At 62.0% G+C, this 22180-nt stretch carries 19 protein-coding genes and 1 pseudogene; 5 read left to right on the forward strand and 15 right to left on the reverse strand.

The window, feature by feature from the left end:
* Positions 1–11 precede the first annotated feature (11 nt).
* The 9 genes from miaB to RWK44_RS16375 all read right to left on the reverse strand — a co-directional run bounded on the left by miaB (position 12) and on the right by RWK44_RS16375 (position 7302).
* A complete protein-coding gene (gene miaB / locus RWK44_RS16335; protein ID WP_316029102.1) occupies positions 12–1421 on the reverse strand; it encodes a tRNA (N6-isopentenyl adenosine(37)-C2)-methylthiotransferase MiaB in 1410 nt (469 codons plus the stop codon).
* A gap of 320 nt (positions 1422–1741) precedes the next feature.
* A complete protein-coding gene (locus RWK44_RS16340; protein ID WP_020048192.1) occupies positions 1742–2539 on the reverse strand; it encodes a lysophospholipid acyltransferase family protein in 798 nt (265 codons plus the stop codon).
* A gap of 27 nt (positions 2540–2566) precedes the next feature.
* Positions 2567–2995 carry a Fur family transcriptional regulator gene (locus tag RWK44_RS16345; RefSeq protein WP_003544875.1) on the reverse strand — a complete coding sequence of 143 codons (429 nt, stop codon included), beginning with the start codon at positions 2993–2995 and terminating at the stop codon, positions 2567–2569.
* A gap of 83 nt (positions 2996–3078) precedes the next feature.
* A complete protein-coding gene (locus tag RWK44_RS16350; protein ID WP_316029103.1) occupies positions 3079–3579 on the reverse strand; it encodes an N-acetyltransferase in 501 nt (166 codons plus the stop codon).
* Entirely contained in the window at positions 3576–4238 is a 663-nt protein-coding gene (tsaB, locus tag RWK44_RS16355) for a tRNA (adenosine(37)-N6)-threonylcarbamoyltransferase complex dimerization subunit type 1 TsaB (protein ID WP_221988262.1), read from the reverse strand. The genes RWK44_RS16350 and tsaB overlap by 4 nt, the downstream gene beginning before the upstream one ends.
* A gap of 88 nt (positions 4239–4326) precedes the next feature.
* Positions 4327–4893, reverse strand: coding sequence for a NifU family protein (locus RWK44_RS16360; protein WP_012755783.1), 567 nt, complete (start codon positions 4891–4893; stop codon positions 4327–4329).
* Between the two features lie 217 nt (positions 4894–5110).
* Positions 5111–5602, reverse strand: coding sequence for a universal stress protein (locus RWK44_RS16365; protein ID WP_003544884.1), 492 nt, complete (start codon positions 5600–5602; stop codon positions 5111–5113).
* Between the two features lie 107 nt (positions 5603–5709).
* On the reverse strand, positions 5710–6774 hold the full coding sequence (gene trpS / locus RWK44_RS16370) for a tryptophan--tRNA ligase (RefSeq protein WP_077977365.1): 1065 nt from the start codon (positions 6772–6774) through the stop codon (positions 5710–5712).
* A gap of 129 nt (positions 6775–6903) precedes the next feature.
* On the reverse strand, positions 6904–7302 hold the full coding sequence (locus tag RWK44_RS16375) for a VOC family protein (RefSeq protein WP_316029104.1): 399 nt from the start codon (positions 7300–7302) through the stop codon (positions 6904–6906).
* Positions 7303–7490: 188 nt separating this feature from the next.
* Between RWK44_RS16375 and RWK44_RS16380 the strand changes: the two genes are divergently transcribed.
* Positions 7491–7919, forward strand: a complete 429-nt coding sequence (locus tag RWK44_RS16380) for a YcbK family protein (protein ID WP_316029105.1) — start codon at positions 7491–7493, stop codon at positions 7917–7919.
* Positions 7920–8000: 81 nt separating this feature from the next.
* Here RWK44_RS16380 and RWK44_RS16385 read toward each other — a convergent pair whose 3' ends face one another.
* Positions 8001–8594: a TetR/AcrR family transcriptional regulator gene (locus RWK44_RS16385; RefSeq protein ID WP_246621778.1), complete on the reverse strand. Its 594-nt coding sequence runs from the start codon at positions 8592–8594 to the stop codon at positions 8001–8003.
* 107 nt (positions 8595–8701) lie between these two features.
* Here RWK44_RS16385 and RWK44_RS16390 point away from each other — a divergent pair, with 107 nt between their 5' ends.
* Together RWK44_RS16390 and RWK44_RS16395 are read left to right on the forward strand one after the other, a co-directional pair.
* A complete protein-coding gene (locus RWK44_RS16390) occupies positions 8702–9784 on the forward strand; it encodes an SDR family oxidoreductase (RefSeq protein WP_222060446.1) in 1083 nt (360 codons plus the stop codon).
* A 155-nt stretch (positions 9785–9939) separates the two neighbouring features.
* Positions 9940–10344: a nuclear transport factor 2 family protein gene (locus RWK44_RS16395; protein ID WP_131662971.1), complete on the forward strand. Its 405-nt coding sequence runs from the start codon at positions 9940–9942 to the stop codon at positions 10342–10344.
* Between the two features lie 26 nt (positions 10345–10370).
* Here RWK44_RS16395 and murJ read toward each other — a convergent pair whose 3' ends face one another.
* From murJ to mutS, 4 genes are all read right to left on the reverse strand, one after another.
* A complete protein-coding gene (murJ, locus tag RWK44_RS16400) occupies positions 10371–11951 on the reverse strand; it encodes a murein biosynthesis integral membrane protein MurJ (protein ID WP_131662972.1) in 1581 nt (526 codons plus the stop codon).
* Positions 11952–11989: 38 nt separating this feature from the next.
* Entirely contained in the window at positions 11990–14896 is a 2907-nt protein-coding gene (locus RWK44_RS16405) for a [protein-PII] uridylyltransferase (RefSeq protein ID WP_168283933.1), read from the reverse strand.
* Positions 14897–15030: 134 nt separating this feature from the next.
* Positions 15031–15306: a hypothetical protein gene (locus RWK44_RS16410; protein ID WP_131662974.1), complete on the reverse strand. Its 276-nt coding sequence runs from the start codon at positions 15304–15306 to the stop codon at positions 15031–15033.
* Between the two features lie 12 nt (positions 15307–15318).
* Complete coding sequence (mutS, locus tag RWK44_RS16415) at positions 15319–18045, reverse strand: DNA mismatch repair protein MutS (RefSeq protein WP_168283932.1); 2727 nt, start codon at positions 18043–18045, stop codon at positions 15319–15321.
* Between the two features lie 113 nt (positions 18046–18158).
* Between mutS and RWK44_RS16420 the strand changes: the two genes are divergently transcribed.
* A complete protein-coding gene (locus RWK44_RS16420) occupies positions 18159–20441 on the forward strand; it encodes an NADP-dependent malic enzyme (RefSeq protein WP_168283931.1) in 2283 nt (760 codons plus the stop codon).
* Positions 20442–20665: 224 nt separating this feature from the next.
* Positions 20666–21204: pseudogene (locus tag RWK44_RS16425) on the forward strand (L,D-transpeptidase family protein).
* Positions 21205–21241: 37 nt separating this feature from the next.
* Here RWK44_RS16425 and RWK44_RS16430 read toward each other — a convergent pair.
* Positions 21242–22120 carry a GNAT family N-acetyltransferase gene (locus tag RWK44_RS16430; RefSeq protein WP_131662977.1) on the reverse strand — a complete coding sequence of 293 codons (879 nt, stop codon included), beginning with the start codon at positions 22118–22120 and terminating at the stop codon, positions 21242–21244.
* Positions 22121–22180 lie beyond the last annotated feature (60 nt).

The raw sequence follows: 22180 nt of genomic DNA on the forward strand, positions 1-22180 counted from the left end.
GGCTCCTTGGGTTAGACCGCAGCCTCTGCGCGTTCGGCAAACAGGCTGTTTGTTCCGGTCCCTGTGATTCGCACTTTAATAATGTCACCGATTTGCGATGCTTTTGCATCAACATTCACGGATTGAAGCCAGGGAGAACGTCCGATTAGTTGTTCCGGCATGCGACCGGGCTTTTCGAGCAACAGGTCGATCTCTTTGCCGATGCAAGATTCGGCAAATTCCTGCTGCTGCTTCAGGAGAAGCATTTGCAGGCGTTCCAGCCGTTCTGCCTTGATCTCTTCCGGCACCTGATCCTTCAGCTCCGCGCCGGGCGTGCCCGGTCGTGTCGAGTATTTGAACGAGAAGGCCTGTGCATAACGGACCTCCTCCACAAGTCTCAATGTATCCTCAAAATCCTCATCTGTCTCCCCCGGAAAGCCGGTGATGAAATCGCCCGACAGCGCAATATCGGGCCGCACCGTGCGGATGCGCTCGATCAGCGCCAGATATTCGGCCGCCGTGTGGCGCCGGTTCATCGCTTTCAGGATGCGGTCGGAGCCCGATTGCACCGGCAGGTGCAGATAAGGCATCAGGGCCCTGAGGTCCCGATGGGCGTTGATCAGCCGGTCATCCATGTCGCGTGGATGGCTGGTGGTGTAGCGCAGCCGCGCAAGACCGGGGATCTCGGCAAGGCGATAGAGCAGGTCGCCGAGGCTCCATGCCTCGCCTTGGCTCCCGGCGCCGTGCCAGGCATTGACGTTCTGCCCGAGCAGGGTGATCTCGCGCACCCCGCTGTCGGCGAGCTTTTCGGCTTCCTCGACGATCTGGGAAACCGGCCGCGACACTTCCGAGCCGCGCGTATAGGGCACGACGCAGAAGGTGCAGAACTTGTCGCAGCCCTCCTGCACCGTCAGGAAGGCGGTGACGCCGCGGGCTCGGATCCTTCGGCTCTCGGCGATCGGCAAATGCTCGAACTTGTCCTCGATCGCATATTCCGTATCGACGACGCGCTGGCCCTGTTTGGCCCGGCGCAGCGCCTCCGGCAGACGATGATAGGTCTGCGGGCCGATGACGACGTCGACGGCGGGTGCGCGGCGCAGGATCTCTTCGCCTTCGGCCTGGGCGACGCAGCCGGCAACGCCGATCATCATCTCCCGGCCGTCCGCCGCCTTCTTCTTTTTCATATCGCGCAGCCGCCCGAGCGCCGAATAGACCTTCTCGGCCGCCTTTTCGCGGATATGGCAGGTATTGAGGAGAACGAGGTCCGCCTCTTCCATATCTTCCGTCGGCTCATAGCCGTCGCGGGCGAGCGCATCGCTCATGCGCATGGAATCGTAGACGTTCATCTGGCAGCCATAGGTCTTGATGAAGACCTTGCGGCTGTTGCTGCCATCGCGGGGTGTCGATTCCGGGGCCTGGAGAAGGGCGCTGTCCTGTGTCATGGCGCGCTATTTAGTGGTTTTTGCCGCCGGAGAAAATCGAAATCTTCTTCTAGAGTCTTTCCTGGTCAGATTGCAGCATTCTGTTGGCTCAAACGGAGTCGAATGCTCGACCGGCCGGCGCGCGTCGTAGCCAAGCTCTACGGCCAAGCCGGCCGATCGAGCAGGCGGCCCGTTTCAGCCAACCCGAAGGGCCGGGCATCTTTCCGCCAGGATCAGAGGCGATCGGCTCGGACGTACCAAGGGGTATGCCCTTCGCCAATCGCCTCTGCCCCGACGAAAACCTGCTCCGGCAGAATGCTGCAATCTGACCAGGAAAGGCTCTAAGAGATTTCTCGCCCGCGCAGGCGGCTGTTCAGGAGGTTGCGGATGCGCAGGGCGATCGTCGCGCTCACCTCCTTGCGGCTGGTCTCGGCGCGGTAATCCACCGCCTCGCCGAAGGAAACTTCGGCGTCGATGGCGCCGCAGCGGACGATATCGATGAGATGCGGCAGCAGCTCGATATCACCCGGCCAGGCGGCGAGCGGCCGATGATAGCGCCCCATGGCGATGCCGTGCACCCGGGTATAGGCAACCGCCACCGGCTGCACCACGACCGTTCCCGTCGGCGAATAAGGCACGGCCATCGCGGCAGCGCCGAACAGCGAGGACTTGACCTCCAGCAGCCGGTTGCCGTCCGAGGTCGTGCCTTCGGGGAAGAGCACGACGATCTCGCCGTCGGCCATGCGCCCGGCGATCTCGTTTGCCTGATGGCCGGTCTTGCGCCGCTCCTCGCGCACCACGAAGACGCTCTTCTGCAGCTTGGCGAGCGTGCCGAAGATCGGCCAGTCGCGCACCTCGATCTTGGCGATGAAGACGACGTCGGCAACGGCTGACAGCACCATGATATCCAGCCAGGAGGAATGGTTGGAACAGAGCATCAGCGGCCGGCGATCTTCCAGCTTACCCATGACGCGGACGCGGATGCCGAGGCAATAGCAGACGATCCGGTGCCAGGCGCGCGGAAGCCGGCGGCGCAGCCGCCAGTCGAACCGCAGCGCCAGGACCTGCAGCGGCATGAGCACGATGCTGACGGCAAGGATGACGACCGCGGCGAAAGCGATGCGCAGCCAGGCGATCAAATGCTGGTCTCCCGGGCTGCCATTGCTTCAGAGATCTTCTTTCTTCAGCGGAACGCCGTAGAGCTCCAGCCTGTGGTCGACCAGCCGGAAGCCGTGCTCGCGGGCGATGCGCTCCTGCAGCGCCTCGATCTCCGGCGAGCGGAATTCGATGACCGTGCCGGTCTTCAGGTCGATGAGATGGTCGTGATGTTCTTCCGGCACCGTTTCGTAGCGCGAGCGCCCGTCGCGGAAGTCGTGGCGGGCGATGATGCCGGCATCCTCGAATAGTTTCACGGTGCGATAGACCGTCGAGATCGAGATCTTCGCATCGACCTTCACCGAGCGGCGGTAGAGTTCTTCGACGTCGGGATGGTCTTCCGAATCTTCCAGGATGCGCGCGATCACGCGGCGCTGCTCGGTCATGCGCATGCCGCGTTCGGTGCAAAGCTCCTCGAGGGTCTTGGCTACATCAGTCATCGCCGGCCTATAGAGATATTCGTGTTTCGACAACGCCGCTGGGGCATTTGCGCCGGCCTGCATGTTATCTCGCTGCCAGGGAACTACCGAAGAACGCGCTTCATGACAAGCGCCGTGGAGAGGGCGCCGTTTTCTTGTTTGTAGTAACCCAGACGTTCGCCGACCTTTTCGAAGCCGAGCTTGCGGTAGAGGCCAAGCGCTGCCGTATTGCCGTTGTCGACCTCGAGAAACATGCTCTCGCCGCCGCGCGACCGCGCTTCCCGCATCGCCGCCTGCATCAGTCGCCAGCCAAGTCCGGCACGGGAGACCTTCGCCTGCACGGCAATCGTCAGGATCTCCGCCTCGCCGGCGACATGGCGGGCGAGAATGAACCCCGGAAGCGGCTTTTTCAGGATGGCATTGGTCTGGCGCGCGACGAAGCCGAAGACGGTATCCTGCATCAGCAGCCCGTGAAATTCACCGTCGCCCCAGGGCCGGGCGAACCGCTCGCCGTGCAGGGCGGCAACATCGCGGCAATCCTCGCGCTCCATGGCGATGATCTCGAATTCCGGTTTCAGCGTCAGATAGCTTTCCAGCATCGTCATACTCGTCGCGCAATCGCGTACCCGGCCTGCGGCTTGGCATCGGGTCCGCGCAGATAAAGGGGCTTCGGCTTTCCGGCATCGGGGGAGGCGGCAGCGCCCAGGCGCGCCACGACGGAGATCGGGAACCTGTTGGTGTGATCGCCGAAGGCGTCGGCCTTGAGGAGCGGCGTCGCCGAACCGGTAATCTCGCCGTCAAAACCGGCGGCAAAAACCTGCGCTTCCGCAACGCTGACTGCCCGTGGCGCGTCGAGGGGCGAACCGTCGGCGGCGAAGGACTGGAGATAGATTTCGTCCCGCTTGGCATCCATCGCCGCCAGCACGGCGCGATGAGGCGTCTTGTCGCGCTGGGCTGATGCCATGACTTCGAGCGTGGTGACGCCGACGGCCGGCACATTGAGGGAAAGCGCAAAACCGCGGGCTGCGGCAACGCCGACGCGGATACCGGTAAAGGAGCCGGGACCGATGGTGACGGCAAGGCGGTCGACATCCGAAAGGGCCAGTCCCGCCTGATCGAGTGCGCGATCGACGATACCAATCAGATGTTCAGCATGCCCCTTGCCGATCATGTCCGATGCCTCCCCCAGCACCGTATCCCTGCCGCTGTCATAGACGGCGGCAGCGCAGTCCACACCTGCCGTGTCGAGCGCCAGAATGATCATGCCATCAATTTCCGAATAAACCAGTGTCGCCTATCGATAAACCCGTTCGGCCGAACCTGAGATGAACGGCTGGACGAATTCAAGATTTTTAAGCGGCAATCACTTCCTGCACTTCCGGAACGAAATGGCGCAGCAGGTTCTGGACGCCGTGCTTCAGCGTTGCCGTCGAAGACGGGCAGCCGGCGCAGGAACCCTTCATGTTCAGATAGACCTTGCCATCCTTGAAGCCGCGGAAGGTGATGTCGCCGCCATCCTGTGCAACGGCCGGGCGTACGCGGGTCTCCAGAAGCTCCTTGATGGTCAGCACGATCGATTCATCGCCTTCGTCGAAGAATTCGTCGCCGGCATCGGCGTCTTCGGAAAGGATGGAGGCATCGCCCATGACCGGCTTGCCGGACATGAAGTGCTCCATGATCGAGCCTAATATAGCCGGCTTAAGATGCTGCCAGTCGGCATTATCCTTGGAGACGGAAATGAAATCATAGCCGAAATAGACGCCGGTGACGCCGGATATTTCGAACAGGCGGGCAGCGAGCGGCGAAGCTTGAGCCTCCTCAGTGCTGCGGAACTCTGCCGTGCCGTTTTCCATCACCACCTTGCCCGGCAGGAACTTCTGCGTGGCGGGGTTCGGCGTGGCTTCGGTCTGAATGAACATCTGGTTCTCCATGCGGTCGGCCAGGGCCTCGGCCGTCTTTAGAATTCTTCAAAAGAAGATAAGCCGATTGACGGCTCTAATCAAGAGACTTGTACTCAAGAAATGCCAGAACAGGATGATTTTAGGCCCGTTAGCATAAAATCTGAATCCTGTTCTACATTATATAGTTAGAGCATGATGTCGTCCGAAAACCGCTCATACTTTTCGGCATCATGCTCTAGCAAAGGGCATCGATTTCCTCGTTGGTCAGCGTATCCGGCAGCACGGTGACCGGGATCGGAAACGCCGCCGCGCGACCGGCAACCGAGGAAACCAGCGGCCCTGGACCTTCCTTCGCCGAACCGGCGGCCAGAACCAGGATCGCTACATCGCGGTCTTCCTCGATCACGGCGTTGATCTGTTCGGCAGCGCCGCCCTCGCGGATGACGACCTCGGGCTCGATGCCGATGGTCTCGCGCACGATCTGGGCGATCTTGGCAACCACCGCCTCGGCCTCCTCACGCGCTTCGGCCCGCATGATCTCTTCGACGCCGAGCCATTGCTGGAAATCCCCGTCGGGGATCACATAGAGCAGCACCAGCCCGCCATTGGAATTCTTCGCGCGCCGGCCGGCATAATGAACGGCGCGTTGGCATTCGGGTGTACCGTCGATCACTGCCATGAATTTGCGGCGGTGACCTTCGAGCCGTGAGAGTCGCTTCGATACCATGGCGCGGACTCTGACACCCGAAGCGGAAAATATGCAAGTCCAGTTTTTGCCGTGATGCCCCAGAAGAAATCCTCTTCTACCGCGACAGGGAGAAGAGGAGATCTATCTCAATAGAGGAAGCCGATGATGTCGCGCACCTGGCGCATGGTCACCTCGGCGCGTGCCCTTGCGCGTTCGCCGCCCTTGCGCAGGATCGCGTCGATATGGCTGGTATCATCCATCAGCCGGCGCATTTCGCCGGTGATCGGCGCGAGCACGTTGATTGCCAGCTCGACCAGCGCCGGCTTGAAGATGGAGAATTGCTGACCGCCGAATTCGGCGAGCACGTCTGCCTTCGACTTATCGGCGAGTGCGGCATAGATCGCCACGAGATTGTCGGCTTCCGGACGGCCCTGCAGCCCGTCGATCTCGCTCGGCAAACCGTCCGGATCGGTCTTGGCCTTGCGGATCTTCTTCGAGATCGCGTCCTCGTCGTCCATCAGGTTGATGCGCGAGAGATCGGAGGGGTCCGACTTCGACATTTTCTTGGTGCCGTCGCGCAGCGACATGACGCGCGGCGCCGGCCCGCCGATCAACGGCTCGACCATCGGGAAATAGGCATGCACCGGCTCGTTGCCGACGGTGATGTCGACGCCGTAGCCGGTCCTGCTGATATGCTCGGCATAGTCGAGGTTGAACTTCATCGCGATGTCGCGGGCAAGCTCCAGATGCTGCTTCTGGTCCTCACCAACAGGCACATGGGTGGCGCGATAGACGAGAATGTCGGCGGCCATCAGGCTCGGATAGGCGTAGAGCCCGAGCGAGGCCTGCTCGCGGTCCTTGCCGGCTTTGTCCTTGAACTGCGTCATCCGGTTCATCCAGCCGATGCGGGCGACGCAGTTGAAGATCCAGGCGAGTTCGGCATGCTGCGGCACGGCCGACTGATTGAAGACGATATGTTTTTCCGGATCGATGCCGGCGGCGATGAAGGCGGCGGCGATCGAGCGCGTCTGGCTCGGCATGTCCTCATGCACGAGCTGGGCGGTGAGCGCATGCATGTCGACGACGCAGTAGATGCAGTCATTGCCTTCCTGCAGCGCCACGAACCGGCGGATCGCGCCGAGATAATTGCCGAGATGCAGATTGCCGGTCGGCTGCACGCCGGAGAATACGAGTTTCTTGAATTCGTTCATGTCGTCCTCAATAGGCTGGTGGAGGGCCCACGCTGTCACAGTTTAATTGCTGCAGAATGCAGCAGGGCTTTTCGCCCATGTTGTTAACGCCGCGGCTTATGCACGGGCAACCGGTCGCAATCAAGGGGTTCAGGCGGCAGTGTGCTGGATCAGATCGAAAGTGTTGCCGTAGGGATCCGCAAACACCGCCACCGTGCCGTAAACCTCATGACGCGGCTCTTCCAGAAAGCGCACGCCGGCCGCCAGCATCGCGGCATGGTCGCGGGCGAAATCGTCGGTCTTCAGAAAGAAGCCGACACGGCCGCCGGTCTGATTGCCAATGGCCGCGCGCTGCGTCTCGTCTGCCGCCTGCGCCAGCAGAAAGGCGGCTCCATCCCCACCCCTTGGCTTCACCACCACCCAGCGCTTGCCCTCCGGCTGTAGCTCGTCCTGCAGGCAATCGAAACCGAGACCATCGCAGTAAAAAGCCTTGGCGCGGTCGTAATCGTCGACCACGAGGGTGACGAGAAAAAGAGACTGGATCACCATGTGCTGCCTCGCGTTTGAGATGTTTATTCCAGTTGTGAGCGGCAATTCCCCGGATTTTAAGCCGAATTGATCAGCCGCCTTACTCATATCTGAGTATGAAATTTCACAAAAAAGCTTTTTTTGAACCGAAAATCCTGCGTCTGGTGCCGGCGCCGTTGGGGTCGCTGGGATAGCCGATCGGAGCGACCATGCAGAACGCAATTTTGCTCGCCATGGCAGGCCTTTTCGCCCTACAATCAGCAACGGCTGCCGTCGGTCAAGACATGAAAAGGCATGCCATTCATCTTCCAAAACCTCAGGCACGTCTCGCCTACACGGTCCAGACCGTCAGCGTTCGTGCCAGCTGTTTTCCAGGGCGCCTGCGAGCGATCCTGTCGCATATCGCCGCGAAGACCGGGCGACGCCCGGTGATAACCTCTGGCCACAGGCCGCATCCCCGCCGCCATGGGTCCCTGCACGGGAAGTGTCTGGCGGCCGATATCAGGATACCCGGCCTGTCGGAGCGCACGATCATTGCTGCCGCAAGAAGCGCGCCGGGCATCGGCGGCATCGGCAGCTATTGCAACGGCATCATTCATGTCGACGTCGGACCGCAGCGACGATGGGTGGATTGCTGAGGAACCATGCGGTCCACCTTTTCCCATTCCGGTTTAAGGATCGCGATTCAGTGACGGCGAAAAGACCTGCCGCGACCAACTCTATTGGCCGCTTCGCGGCGTCACCGCCACTCGCAAGAGGCGCATGAATAGTTTTGTATCGTCATCGAGGCTGGAACCATTCCATTGCGCGTGTTTGATCCCATCCATTGCAGCCATCATGATATTGGCCAGTTGATGAGGCGAGGCCTGCAGTGGTTCGAGATCGATTTCCTTGGCTTCCGCAGCGGCATTCAGCGTCTGTGTCAGCATAGTCAATAGCCGTGTCCGCGCGTCGAGCGTGATATCCGCAGCCAAGGCCATATTGGCGGCAAACAGTTCTTCTGCATCGGAACTGCCGCCAAAAGGGGCGATTAACTCCCGCTGAAACACTGCTATGGCCCTTTCCATGCGGTCAAACGCGTTCCACTGTCCCGCGAGGGCCGCTCCTACCTCATCCAATGCGCGAGTATGCGCTCGCATGGAGCCGGCTCGGAAAAGCTCTTCCTTGCTGTTGAAGCTCAGATAGAGCGATGCTCGCGAAATTCCTGCGGCACGCGCAATGTCGGCCATGGAAGTCTTGCGAAAGCCGAAACGCACGAACACCGGCAGGGCAGCATCGAGAATTTGGGCGATTTTTCGATCATTCTGCGTCATTTGGACAGACTGCCATTTTGTGACCATTCTGTCAAAAGACGAGTAGACAGATAATGTATTTCTGTCTAAGTCGATGAAGGCGCATCGGTGCGCAGTCAGGAGATGCCATGAGTATCACGTCAGATAATTCTAATGGCGCCATCGTATTGGTGACCGGCATTGGCGGATTTCTCGCAGGCCACATTGCCTTGCAGTTGCTCAAGCAGGGGTATCGGGTCAGAGGAAGCCTGCGCAGCATCGGTACAAGCGCTGCGACGGTCGGTCAGCTTGGAGCGCACACAGACGGGCAACTGCAAAACCTCAGTCTGGTGCAGGCCGATCTTGATAGCGATGGCGGTTGGGCAGCGGCAGTCGAAGGATGTGACTATGTCATTCACACCGCATCGCCTTTCCCTCCGGGATATCCCGAAAATGAGAAAGCACTGATCCAGACAGCTCGCGATGGTGCGTTGCGCGTGCTTCGCGAGGCGCATCGGGCACGGGTCAAACGTGTGGTTCTGACATCCTCCATAGCTGCCACCAACCATGGCGACGGGCAGGCGCCTTTTACCGAAGAGAATTGGACCGACCCGGAAAGCCCGCGGGCGACGCCCTATTATAAATCCAAGACGCTGACCGAACGGGCTGCCTGGAGCTTTGCTCATGACGTCGGGCTCGATCTGGCAGTGATCAATCCGAGTATGATCCTCGGGCCGTTGCTCGGGCCGAATTTCGGGACGTCTGTTGGATTGATCCACCATTTGATGACGGGACGATTCAACGGTATCCCGCGCTTTGGCTTCTCCGTCGTGGATGTGCGCGATACCGCCGATGCCCACATTCGAGCGATGACCACTCCTGCTGCCGGCGGCCAGCGGTTCATCATCGGTGGACGGTTTTTCTGGCTCAAGGACCTTGTGGCCATTCTTGCCCATTCCTTTCCCGACCATGCCTCCCGCCTGCCGTCAGGCGTAGTCTCTGACGAGATCGTCAGGGTCATGGCGCAATCCGACCCCGATGCACGAACCATTGTTCATGAGCTCAATCGCGATCTTAGTGTCAGTGCAGCAAAAGCCCACCGCGTCCTCGGGTGGCGCTCACGTCCCGAAGAGCAATGCATCCGCGCCAGCGCCCAAAGCCTCATCGACTTGGGATTGGTGCCGGCGTCCAGTGGAGAATCGGCAACGCGACGGCCAGTGACTGCATCATGATCGCCGCCACAGAGAAATTGAACGATCCTGGACCAGGATGATTTTGGGCGGTCGGCCTAAGATGAGAATTTTATTTCAATTACATAGTTAGACACGATGCTCCGAAAACCGCTCACACTTTTCGGCATCGGGCTTAGCTCAATCGGAGAACGGACATGACAATCCCGACCGTCAACGCATCCCAATCGGCCAGTGAGGCCAACCTTCTTCGCGAAACGGAGCGCGCGAGGCTGCGTGCCCTGGTCAGCGCCGATATGGTTCGGGCACGACAGCTTCACGCTCCGGACTTCCAGCTGATAACGCCAATCGGTGCCGCCCTTTCAAAGGAAGAATATCTGGGTGCGATCGCCTCCGGGCAGATCAAATACCTGACCTGGCAGCCTGCTGACATTGCCGTGCGGCTTTATGACGGTGTCGCCGTTCTTCGGTATCGCGCTCAGCTGGAGGTCGTCTTCGGCGGCCACAAAGTCGCCCTCAACGACTACTGGCACACCGACACGTATGAGCGGCATGACGAACGATGGATGGTTGTCTGGTCGCAAGCCACAGCCATCAAGTAGCCAGAGACACGGTGGTGCGACTGGCCTCACCCGTCCTTTGCCGGCGCCGCCTTGCGGTTCAGATTGCGTCGGATCATGCCGAGATTTGCCCCGCCGACCAGGAAGGCGGCGGCGAAATAGATCAGCATGGCGATCGCAATCAGCAGCCCGAGGGTGCCGATCTTGGTGAGAAGCGGCGCGCCGGAAGCAAGCCATGGCGCCCAATATTGCTTGAGGAAGACGATGGCCGCACCCATGACGGCCGCAGCGACGATCAGCAGGGCGGTGCGCTTTGCCAGCGCCCATTCCCATGTCAGGTGGCCACGGCGCAAAAGCGTGGCAAACAGCAGCACGGTGCTGATCCAGCCGGCCGTGGCTTCGGCAACGGCGATGCCGGGCGCGCCCATATAGGGAAAGAGGGTCAGCGCCGTGGCGCAGTTGGTCGCCACCGCGATGGCCGAAAAGCGCATCGGCGTCTTTGTGTCTTCGCGGGCATAGAAGCCGGGCTGCAGCGCCTTGATCAGTACGAAGGCCGGCAGGCCGATGCCGTAAATCGCCAGGATCGAGCCGACGACGGCGGTGTTTTCCTGATGAAAGGCGCCGCGCTCATAGAGCACGCGGATGATCTCGTCGGAGAGGATCCAGAGCGCGAAAGCGGCGGGGATCGTCAGGAACAGCACGAATTCGATCGAGCGGTTCTGCAGGTTTCCGGCCTCGCGCAGGTTGCCGCCCTTCAGCGCCCGGGCAAGCTCCGGCAGCAGCACGACGCCGACGGCGACGCCGACGACGCCGAGCGGCAGCTGATAGATGCGATCGGCATATTGCAGTGCTGCGATCGCGCCGTCGCGGGACGACGCAATCGCCTGGCCGATCAGCTGGTTGATCTGGGTGATGCCGCCCGTCACCGCCGCCGGCACCGCCAGGATCAGCAGCCGCTTGACATTCGCAGTCATCTTCGGGAAGCGGAAGCCGATGCTCATGCCGGCCGCAAGCACGCCGACATAGACGACGGCAAGCTGCAGGACGCCGGCGGCAAGCACGCCCCAGGAGAGATACCAGGCCGTCGCCAGCGGATCGGCGCCGGTATAGAGCGCATAAAGCAGCGCCCCGATCATCACCACGTTGAGGAAGACGGGAGCGATGGCGGCGGCGAAGAAATGATGCAACGAATTCAGCATGCCGCTCATCATCGCCGTCAGCGACATGCACATCAGATAGGGAAACATCACGGACGCCATGCGGATCGTGATCGAGAACTTTTCGGGATCGTCGGCAAAGCCCGGCGCGATGACGAAGCGCACCAAGAGCGGCATGGCAAGCTCCATCACGATGGTGATGAGGAGCAGCACCGAAAACAGCACGCCGAACACTTCTTCCGAAAAGCGCTTGGCGCCATCCGTGCCGTTCGCCTCGATCTCCTTGGCAAAGAGCGGCACGAAGGCGGCGTTGAAGGCGCCCTCGGCAAACAGCCGTCGGAAGAGATTCGGAAAGCGGAAGGCGGCGTAGAAGACGTCGGCCATTGGTCCGGTTCCGAGCGCCGCAGCCATCAGCGTTTCACGGGCGAAGCCGAAGATGCGGCTGCCGAGGGTGGCGCCGCCGACGGTCGCGAATTTCTTGACGAGGCTCATGCGTTTGGGCTCATGCGTGGGGACTCATGCGTTCAAGCTCATATGGGGGAACCGGCCTTTTTTTCGCTGGCAGGCGGGGTCCGGGCGGTGGCGGCGGGTGCGATGATGCCGGAGGGCATGCGCTCGCGCAGCTCGTCTTCTTCCTCGGCCATGACGGCCTTCATCCGGGCGGTGATGTTGGCGCGCTTGCTGTCGCCTGATATTTTCTGGCCGACCAGATCGGTGACGTAGAAGGTGTCGATCACCTTCTCGCCGAAGGTGGTGATGCGGGCCGACTGGATGTCGAGCGACAGATCGGAAAGGACGGCGGTGATCTCCGACAGCAGCCCCGGCCGGTCGAGGCATTCGACTTCGATGACGGTGAACTTGTTCGACAGGCTGTTGGTGATGTTGACAGACGGCGGAATGACGAAGGCCTTGCTCTTCTTGCGGTTGCGCGCGCGCGTGGCGATTACCTCGGGCAGGCGCTTGCGGCCGGACAGCACGTCCTCGATCATCCGTCCGATCGTCGCCGCCCGCCGCAGCTCGTCGGCATCGTCGGTGAATTCACGGCTGACATGGATCGTGTCGAGCGCCCGCCCGTCCGATGTGGTGAAGATCTGGGCGTCGACGATGTTGGCGCCGGCCGCAGCACAGGCGCCGGCAATGACGGCGAGCAGCCGCGGATGGTCGGGCGACAGCACGGTGATCTCGGTGATCGCGTGGAAACTGTCGGTGCGCACCGTGGTGGCGAGCGCCTGGCCCGCTCTATCCGTCTGGCGGATGAAATGGGCGTGGCGGATCTGGTCTTCCAGCGGCACGGAGAGCAGATAGGGCTGGTAGTGCAGCTTGGTATAGGTATTGCGGTTCTTCTGGCTCCAGTCGGCGAGCGCCGAATGCAGCGCCTCGGCAGCGGCATTGGCCCGCTCCTTGCGGGAGACCTCCGAAAAGCCGCCGGCGAGCAGCAGCTCGGTTTCATAATAGAGCGTGCGCAGCAGCTGTCCCTTCCAGCCGTTCCACACACCCGGACCGACGGCGCGGATATCGCAGATCGTCAGGATCAACAGCATCTTCAGCCGGTCGAGCGACTGCACGCGGTCGGCGAAATCGGTGATCGTCTTGCGGTCGGTGAGGTCGCGGGTCTGCGCCACCATCGACATGGTCAGATGTTCCTCGATCAGCCAGACGACGATTTCCGTCTGCTTCTGCGACAGGCCGAAGCGCGTGCAGAGCTTGCGGGCGACGCGGGCGCCGGCGATCGAATGATCCTCCTGGCGGCCCTTGGCGATGTCGTGGAGGAGCACGGCGACATAAAGCGCCTCGCGATCCTCTATGCCGGGCATCAGCTTGTTGGCGAGCGGATGCAGATCCTCGGCGCGCCCCTTGTCGATCTCGGAGAGAATGTCGACCGTGCGGATCAGATGTTCGTCGACCGTATAGTGGTGATACATGTTGAACTGCATCATCGCGACGATCTTGCCGAATTCGGGGATGAAGCGGCCGAGCACGCCGGCCTCGTTCATCCGGCGCAGGATGAGCGCCGGATCCCGCTTCGACGTCAGGATCGACATGAATAGCCGGTTGGCCTCGTCGTTTTCCCGCAAGGCATTGTCGATCAAAGCGAGGGAACGGGTAACGCGTTTCAGCGCGTCCGGATGGAATTCCAGCCCGTTGATGTCGGCGACGTGGAAGAGCCGGATGATGTTGATCGGGTCGCGCTTGAAGACTTCGGGGTCGGCCAGCGCAATGCGGCCGCGGTCTTCGACGAATTCGACGCTGCCGGCGATCTTGCGGTTACGATGGGTGAAGCGGCTGATGACGCCGGTGAGGCCCGGGATCGACTTCGCCTGCTGGTCTTCGAGCGCGGCGCAGAGGATGCGCGTGAGATCGCCGACATCCTTGGCGACGAGGAAATAGTGTTTCATGAATCGCTCGACGGCCGAAAGGCCCGGGCGGGTGTGATAGCCGAAGGCTTCGGCGATCTCGCGCTGGATATCGAAGGACAGGCGCTCCTCGGCTTTGCCGGTCAGGAAGTGCATATGGCAGCGCACCGCCCAGAGGAAATCGTCGGCTTTTTCAAGCAGGCGGTATTCGTGCTTGGAGAGCACCCCGAGCTTGACCAGCTCCGCCTGGTCGCGCACGTGATAATAATATTTCGAGATCCAGAATAGCGTGTGCAGGTCGCGAAGCCCGCCCTTGCCTTCCTTGACGTTCGGTTCGACGAGATAACGCGTGTCGCCCGCCTTGCGGTGGCGCTCGTCGCGCTCGGCAAGCTTGGCGGCGATGAATTCGGGACCGGTTCCGGTGACGATTTCCTTATCGAAGCGGGTCTCGAGCTCGGTTTCCAGCCGCTGCAAGCCGCAGATATAGCGCATCTCCAGGATGGCGGTGCGGATCGTCATGTCGGACTTGGAAAGCGCGATGCATTCCTCCACCGTGCGGGTGGCGTGACCGACCTTGAAGCCCATGTCCCAGAGCACGTAGAGCATGAATTCGACCGCCTTGTGCGTCTCTTCCGCCGGTCTCGGCAGGAAGAGGAACAGCAGGTCGATATCGGAGCCGGGCGCCAGCGTGTCGCGGCCGTAGCCGCCGACGGCGGTGACCGCGAACTTGTCCTTCTGCTGCGGAAAGATATGGGCGGTGGCGAAATTGTAGAGGACGGTGGTGATCTGGTCCTGCAGCCAGGAAATCCGGTAGGCGCAATTGAGCCCGCCGCCGTCGGCCATCAGTGCCTCGCGCGCCTTCTGCCGGCCCTCGGTGCTCGCCTTCTTCAGCACCGCCAAAAGATCGGCGCGCAGCACGTCGGGCCGGTTGCGGTTGGCCTCGGCAACGGCGTCACACTGCTTCTGCAAGAGCTCGACGTCGAGGATATTGGAGAAATCGAGGTCGCGCATCGCTGTCGCCGGGGTGGTTTCCTGTTCATGCCGGACTGCCGGTTCACGGCCTGCCGCTTGTTTCGTCTGCATGCGCTATAGCCCCTTTGCCCGGCGATTGACACGGGCCTTCATACTGCAAGAACCTTTAAATTTGGCGAAATGGTGTTGGTTCGCCGCAAGAGGCGACGGCGCTTTGACGCAAGGCGCCGGCTTTCCCGGAATCCTCAGCCGGCGGCCCGCGCATTCAGCAAATGCAGCACCTGCCGTGTCTCGCGCATGATCTCCTCGAGCGCCTGCCTGTCGCATTCGCGATAACCCGCCTTGGCAATCGAGGTTCCGAGCTCTGAGATCACAGCGCAGCAGCGGGTGATTTTCAGCATGCCGATCGGCGACGTCCAGCCGCGGGCATTGCGGTCCCTATCGGCGCGCCGCATCGTATCGAGCATGGAGCAGATGAGCTGGAGGCGCTCGGTTTCGCGAACCAGTTTTTCCATGAACATGGCGCGCCGCTCCTATTTCAGCTTCTTCTTGAGGTCGTAAAGCGCATCCATTGCCTCGCGCGGCGTCATGTCGTCAAGGCTCATCGCCTTCAGCGCCTCCTCGACCTTGGAGGAGCCGCGGGCCGTTTCCTCGCGGCGCACCGCCACCTGGAAAAGCGGCAGGTCGTCGATCAACTGGCTCGCCGGGTTCTTGCGGTCGGCATCTTCCAGACGGGTAAGCACGTCGCGGGCCCGCGCCACGACCGAGGCCGGAAGTCCGGCAAGGCGCGCGACCTGGATGCCGTAGGAGCGGTCCGCCGCACCCGGCCCGACCTCGTGCAGGAAAATGACGTCGCCGTCCCATTCCTTGACGCGCATCGTAGCGTTCGATAGCCGGCCAAGCTTTTCCGAAAGCACGGTCAACTCATGGAAATGCGTGGCGAACAGCCCGCGGCAGCGATTGGCCTCATGCAGGTGCTCGACGGCGGCCCAGGCGATCGACAGACCGTCGAACGTAGCGGTGCCGCGGCCGATCTCATCAAGGATGACGAGGGAACGGTCGCTTGCCTGGTTGAGGATCGCCGCCGTTTCCACCATCTCGACCATGAAGGTCGAGCGCCCGCGCGCCAGATCGTCGGAGGCGCCGACGCGCGAAAAAAGCCGGTCGACGATGCCGATATGGGCCGATGTCGCCGGCACGAAGGAGCCCATCTGCGCCAGGATCGATATCAGCGCGTTCTGGCGCAGGAAGGTCGACTTACCGCCCATGTTGGGGCCGGTCAGCAGCCAGATCGCCCCGTCCCGGTCGCCGGTCTTGGGCGAGAGATCGCAATGGTTGGCGACGAAGGGGCCGCCGGCCTGCCGCCGCAGCGCCTGCTCGACGACCGGATGGCGCCCGCCTTCGATGGCAAACATCTTCGAGCCGTCGACCTGCGGGCGGCAATAGGCCTGCTCCTCGGCGAGAAGCGCCAGGCCTGCGGCGACGTCGATGACGGCAAGCGCCCGGGCACCCGATTTGATCGCCTCGGCTTCCGCAACGACGGCCGCCGTCATCCTGTCGAAGGCGTCGAGTTCGATCGTCAGCGCCTGGTCGGCGGCATTGGCGATGCGGCTTTCGAGGTCGGCAAGTTCGGTCGTGGTGAAGCGCATTGCGTTCGCCATCGTCTGGCGGTGGATGAAGCGGGCCTTCGCATCCGCCGTCTCCGTCATCGGCGAGGCATTGCCGGCGGTCACTTCGATAAAATAGCCGAGGACGTTGTTGTGCTTGATCTTCAGCGACCGGATGCCGGTCTCCTCGGCATATTGCAATTGCAGGCCGGCGATGACGCGACGCGACTGGTCGCGCAGTGCCCGGACCTCGTCGAGCTCGGCGCTGGCGCCGTCGCGCAGGAAGCCGCCATCGCGTTTCAGCAGCGGCAATTCGTCGGCGAGCATCTCGGCAAGCAGCTTCTCCAGGGCCGCGGGAAGCGCCTGCAGCCCGGATAGCGCTTGGCCGAGCTCTTCGGGCAGCATCGCCTCGCCGAGCATCGCCGCAACTCCGCTCGCCGCGTCAAGACCCTGGCGTATCGCTGAGAGATCGCGCGGGCCGCCGCGGTCGAGCGCCAGGCGCGACAGGGCGCGCGGCATGTCGGGCACATGTTTCAGCGTGTCGCGCAGATTGCCGCAGAGCAGGGGTTCGTCGATCAGGAAACCGATCGAATCGAGCCGCGCATTGATGCGGGCGGGGTCGGTCAGCGGCGACATCAGCCGCTCGGCAAGAAGCCTGGCGCCGCCGCCGGTGACGGTGCGGTCGATCGCCTTCAAAAGCGAACCGTTGCGATCGCCGGAAAGCGTGCGGGCAAGTTCGAGATTGGCGCGGGTGGCGGGATCTATGAACAGCGTCGAGGCCGCACTTTCCCGTTCCGGCTTTCCAAGCGGCGGACGCTCGGCAATCTGCGTCTTCTCGACATAGGCGACGGCTGCTGCTGCTGCCGCCAGCTCGGCGCGTGAGAAGGCGCCGAAGCCGTCGAGCGTCGCGACGCCGAAATACCGCGCGATCCGGCCTTCGGCGCTGGCGCTGTCAAAGAGCACGGAAGGCTGCGGCACGGCTGTCCGGCCGAGCAGGTCGAAGACCGGCTTGAGTTCGGGATCGTGGAAGATCGTGTCGGGCAGGATGAGTTCGCGTGGATCGATGCGCAGGATATCGGCAAGGAGGCGCGAGGCTTCGGTCTCGGCAAGCCGGAAGACGCCTGTGGAAATATCGATCCAGGCAAGCGCCAGCAAGGCCTCGCCGCTGGCGCGAATGCGGGTCAGCGCCATCAGATAGTTGGATTCCGAGGGCGAAAGCAGCTTTTCTTCGGTGATCGTGCCTGGAGTGACGAGGCGCACGACGTCACGCTTGACGACGGATTTCGCGCCGCGTTTCTTCGCTTCGGCCGGATCTTCGATCTGCTCGCAGACGGCGACGCGGAATCCGAGCGAAATCAGCTTCTGCAGATAATCGTCGGCCGCATGCACCGGAACGCCGCACATCGGGATATCCTGGCCCATGTGCTGGCCGCGTTTCGTCAGCGTGATGCCGAGCGCGCGTGAGGCTTCCAGCGCATCCTCGAAGAACAGCTCGTAGAAATCGCCCATGCGATAGAACAGAAGCGAATCCGGATTGTTCGCCTTGATCTCGATATATTGCTCCATCATCGGCGTCGCCGAGGCACGGCTTTCCGCCGTGGCGAGCTCGGCCGCCGAAAAGGCTTCATTCCCTGTGTCTATTCGTGCGTTCACGGAGGTGCAGTTTTTCCCAAAAAAACAGGTGCCAACCCTATCCGCGCGCCGCTATAGATGACAACAGCATTTGAGGAAGAGCAAAGCGTCGCCCACAGGACGTTGGAGGATTTATGCCCGATATCGATAAGAAGGACCGGCCGGTGACCTCAGTTACCGACCAGGAGGCGCTCGATTTTCACGCAATGGGCCGGCCCGGCAAGCTGGAGATCAACCCGACCAAGCCGATGGCGACGCAGCGTGACCTCTCGCTTGCCTATTCGCCGGGTGTTGCCGTGCCCGTCAAGGCGATCGCCGCCGATCCGCAGACAGCCTACGACTATACGGCGCGCGGCAACATGGTCGCTGTCATTTCCAACGGCACGGCGATCCTCGGCCTCGGCAATCTCGGCGCGCTGGCATCCAAGCCCGTCATGGAAGGCAAGGCGGTGCTGTTCAAGCGCTTTGCCGATGTCGATTCCATCGACCTCGAGATCGATACCGAAAATGTCGACGAGTTCATCAACTGCGTGCGCTTCCTCGGCCCTTCCTTCGGTGGCATCAACCTCGAGGATATCAAGGCGCCGGATTGTTTCGTGATCGAAAGCCGGCTGCGCGAGCTGATGGACATTCCGGTGTTCCATGACGACCAGCATGGAACCGCGATCATCGCCGCCGCCGGCCTGATCAATGCGCTGGAACTGACCGGCCGCGACCTGAAGACGACGAAGCTCGTCTGCAACGGTGCGGGTGCTGCGGCGATCGCCTGCGTCGAACTCATCAAGGCGATGGGTTTTGCGCCTGAGAACGTCATCCTCTGCGATACCAAGGGCGTCATCTACCAGGGCCGCACCGAGGGCATGAACCAGTGGAAGTCGGCGCACGCGGCAAAGACCGACACGCGCACGCTGGAAGAGGCGATGAAAGGCGCGGACGTCGTTCTCGGCCTGTCGCAGAAGGGCGCGTTTTCGGCCAAGATGATCCGCTCGATGGCGGAGCGGCCGATCATCTTCGCCATGGCCAATCCCGATCCCGAGATCACCCCGGAAGAGGTGGCCCGCATCCGCGACGACGCCATCATGGCGACCGGCCGTTCGGACTATCCGAACCAGGTCAACAATGTCCTCGGCTTTCCCTATATCTTCCGCGGCGCTCTCGATGTCCGGGCCTCGACCATCAACGACGCGATGAAGATTGCCGCCGTCAACGCGCTGGCAAACCTTGCCCGCGAGGACGTGCCCGATGACGTCGTTGCCGCCTATCAGGGCAATCGGCCGCGTTTCGGGTCGCAATACATTATCCCCGTTCCCTTCGATCCCAGGCTGATCTCGGCGATCCCTGTGGCGGTCGCGCAGGCCGCGATCGAAAGCGGCGTCGCCCGCAAGGTCATCACCGACATGGCCGGTTATGCCCGCGAGCTTTCGGCGCGCCGCGATCCGATCGCTTCGACCCTCGCCAGCCTTTACGAGCGCGTCCGCCGCCGTCCGAAGCGCATCGTCTTTGCCGAGGCCGAGGAAGAACAGGTCCTGCGTGCGGCGATGTCCTACGCCAACCAGCAGCTCGGCACTGCCATCCTGCTCGGCCGCGAGGACCTGATCCGGGCGACGGCGGAACGTGCCGGCATCGATCTCAACCGGCCGGGCCTCGAAATCGTCAATGCCCGGCTTTCGACCCGGGTCGAGGCCTATATCGACTATCTCTATGCCCGGCTGCAGCGGCACGGTTATCTCCACCGCGACGCCCAGCGGCTGATCCATAACGACCGCAACCACTTCGCCGCCACCATGGTGGCGCTCGGCGATGCCGACGGCATGGTGACGGGCATCACCCGTAACTATTCGACGGCCCTCGAAGATGTGCGCCGCTGCATCGACGAGAAACCGGGCCACCGCGTCATCGGCGTGTCGCTGGCGCTCTGCCGCGGTCGCACGGTCTTCGTTGCCGATACGGCGGTGCACGACATGCCGACGGCCGAAGAGCTTGCCGATATCGCCGAAGAGGCCGCAGGTCTCGCGCGGCGCATGGGTTATCCGCCGCGTGTCGCCATGCTCGCCTATTCCACCTTCGGCCATCCCTCGGGCGAGCGCTCCGAGCGGGTGCGCGAGGCGGTGAAGATCCTCGACAAGCGCCGCGTCGATTTCGAATATGACGGCGAGATGGCGGCCGACGTCGCTCTGAACCGCAAGGTGATGGAGCAATATCCCTTCTGCCGCCTCTCCGGTCCGGCCAACGTGCTTGTCATGCCGGCGTTCCACTCGGCCTCGATCTCCACCAAGATGCTGCAGGAGCTCGGCGGCTCCACGGTGATCGGCCCGATCCTCGTCGGTCTCGACAAGCCGGTGCAGATCACCTCGATGGGCGCCAAGGACAGCGACATCGTCAATATGGCGGCGATCGCCGCCTACGGGGGGTCGTAAACGCGCCCGCGCATGTGAGGCGCCTATTGGTGCCTGGCCGACAGCGCGTCGGCTGGGCACTTATCCGGCTTTAGACTGGCGCAGAGGGGTGAAGGCATCATGATTACCCGGCCGGTAGATCAGGATGTCGCCCGAAACGCGCGCACACTTTTCGGCATCATGTTCTGGCCGTTGCCGGCCGATCGTGCATAGCCTCGAGCGCAGCTCCTGAAGATGAGATCATGTTGAGAAACAAGCTTGTTGTTCTAGCCATCGTGGTCGCCAGCTGTTTGGCTTATACGAAATTGATGGCGAGGGTCGGCTCAGGCTCGCCGCCTCCAGATGCGCCATCGGAACAACGGGCGACCTCATCCGCGTCTATAAATCCGAACGCCGCATGGTCCTTCTCAGAGGCGACGCTCCCATCTCTACATACCGGATTTCTCTCGGCACGGCTGCCGATGCCGGGCCCAAGCAACGAGAAGGTGACGAGAAAACACCTGAAGGGCGTTATGAAATAGACTGGCGAAATCCAAAGTCTATGGCCTATCTGAGCCTGCACATTTCCTATCCAAGCCCGGATGATCGGCGCAACGCTGAAGCCGGAGGCTTTCCAGTCGGGGGCGATATCATGATCCACGGGCTTCCCAATGGCTGGGGCCTGTTCGGAAACGTCCACCACCTTTGGGATTGGACCGATGGGTGTGTTGCAGTAACCAACTCGGAGATGCGCGAAATCTGGGCCCGCGTCCCCACTCATACCCCGATAGAGATCATGCCCTGAAGCATTGCCGGCGCCCGGAAAGGCTCTAGGAAAGGTTCTAGCTCGCGAAGCGGCCGGCGTCGGCGCCGTAATAATTCAGATAACGGTCCGAAATGCTGGAGATTGGCAGCACTATCAGCACGTCGGTCGTGTTGAAGGCATGATCGACGACCGCGTGGGAGCCGACCATCGCACCGAGGCGCAGATAGCCCTTGATCAGCGGCGGCAGGGCCATCAGTGCCCTCTTCGGGTTGATGGCCTCGACCGGCATCAGGTCCATGTTGCGGGCCAGATGCGGCAGGGCGCCGACGGCCCATTCGTTCTTCGCCAGCACATTGTGGTAGAGGAAGGACAGCGCCAGCGCGTGGCTTTCGAGATAGACGCCGGGGAAAGAGGCGCAGCCGAACATGGCGCTGACGCCGTGCTTCAGCGCGTAGGCCCAGTTGCCCTGCCACAGGAGCTCGACGGTGCGCTTGGTACGGTATTCCGGCAGCACGCAGGAGCGGCCGAGTTCCATGAAGCGCTTGTCCGGATGTTTGGCGACAAGGCCCTCGATTTCGAATTCGGAAGCCGAGTAAAAACCGCCATTGGCGATAGCGACATCCTGACGCAGCAGCCGGTAGGTGCCCACGATCTGGTCTTCCGGGTCGCCCTCGATCGAGCGGTCGAGCACGAGAAGATGATCGCAGACAGCGTCATAGGCATCAACATCGCGCTGGCGGCGCATGGCGTCCACCGGCAGCTGCGCCTTCATTTCGTCGACGAAGACGCGGTAGCGCACGGCCTGGGCGGCATCGATCTCGCGTGCTGTGCGGGCAAGGCGGGTCTCCAGATTGCCGATGCGGCCGAGGATATCACCGTCCTTCTGCACGGCAGCCGTCGAGGGCCGTGCAGCCTCCGCCGTGGTGTCACGATTCAGGATGTCGATGGCGGACATGACGATTCTCCCGTTACCGGCTTATCGACGCCATAAAACACTTCTCTACGACAGGAAAGT

The organism is Rhizobium sp. 25PS6 (genome assembly GCF_032464655.1).
GTDB lineage: Bacteria > Pseudomonadota > Alphaproteobacteria > Rhizobiales > Rhizobiaceae > Rhizobium > Rhizobium laguerreae.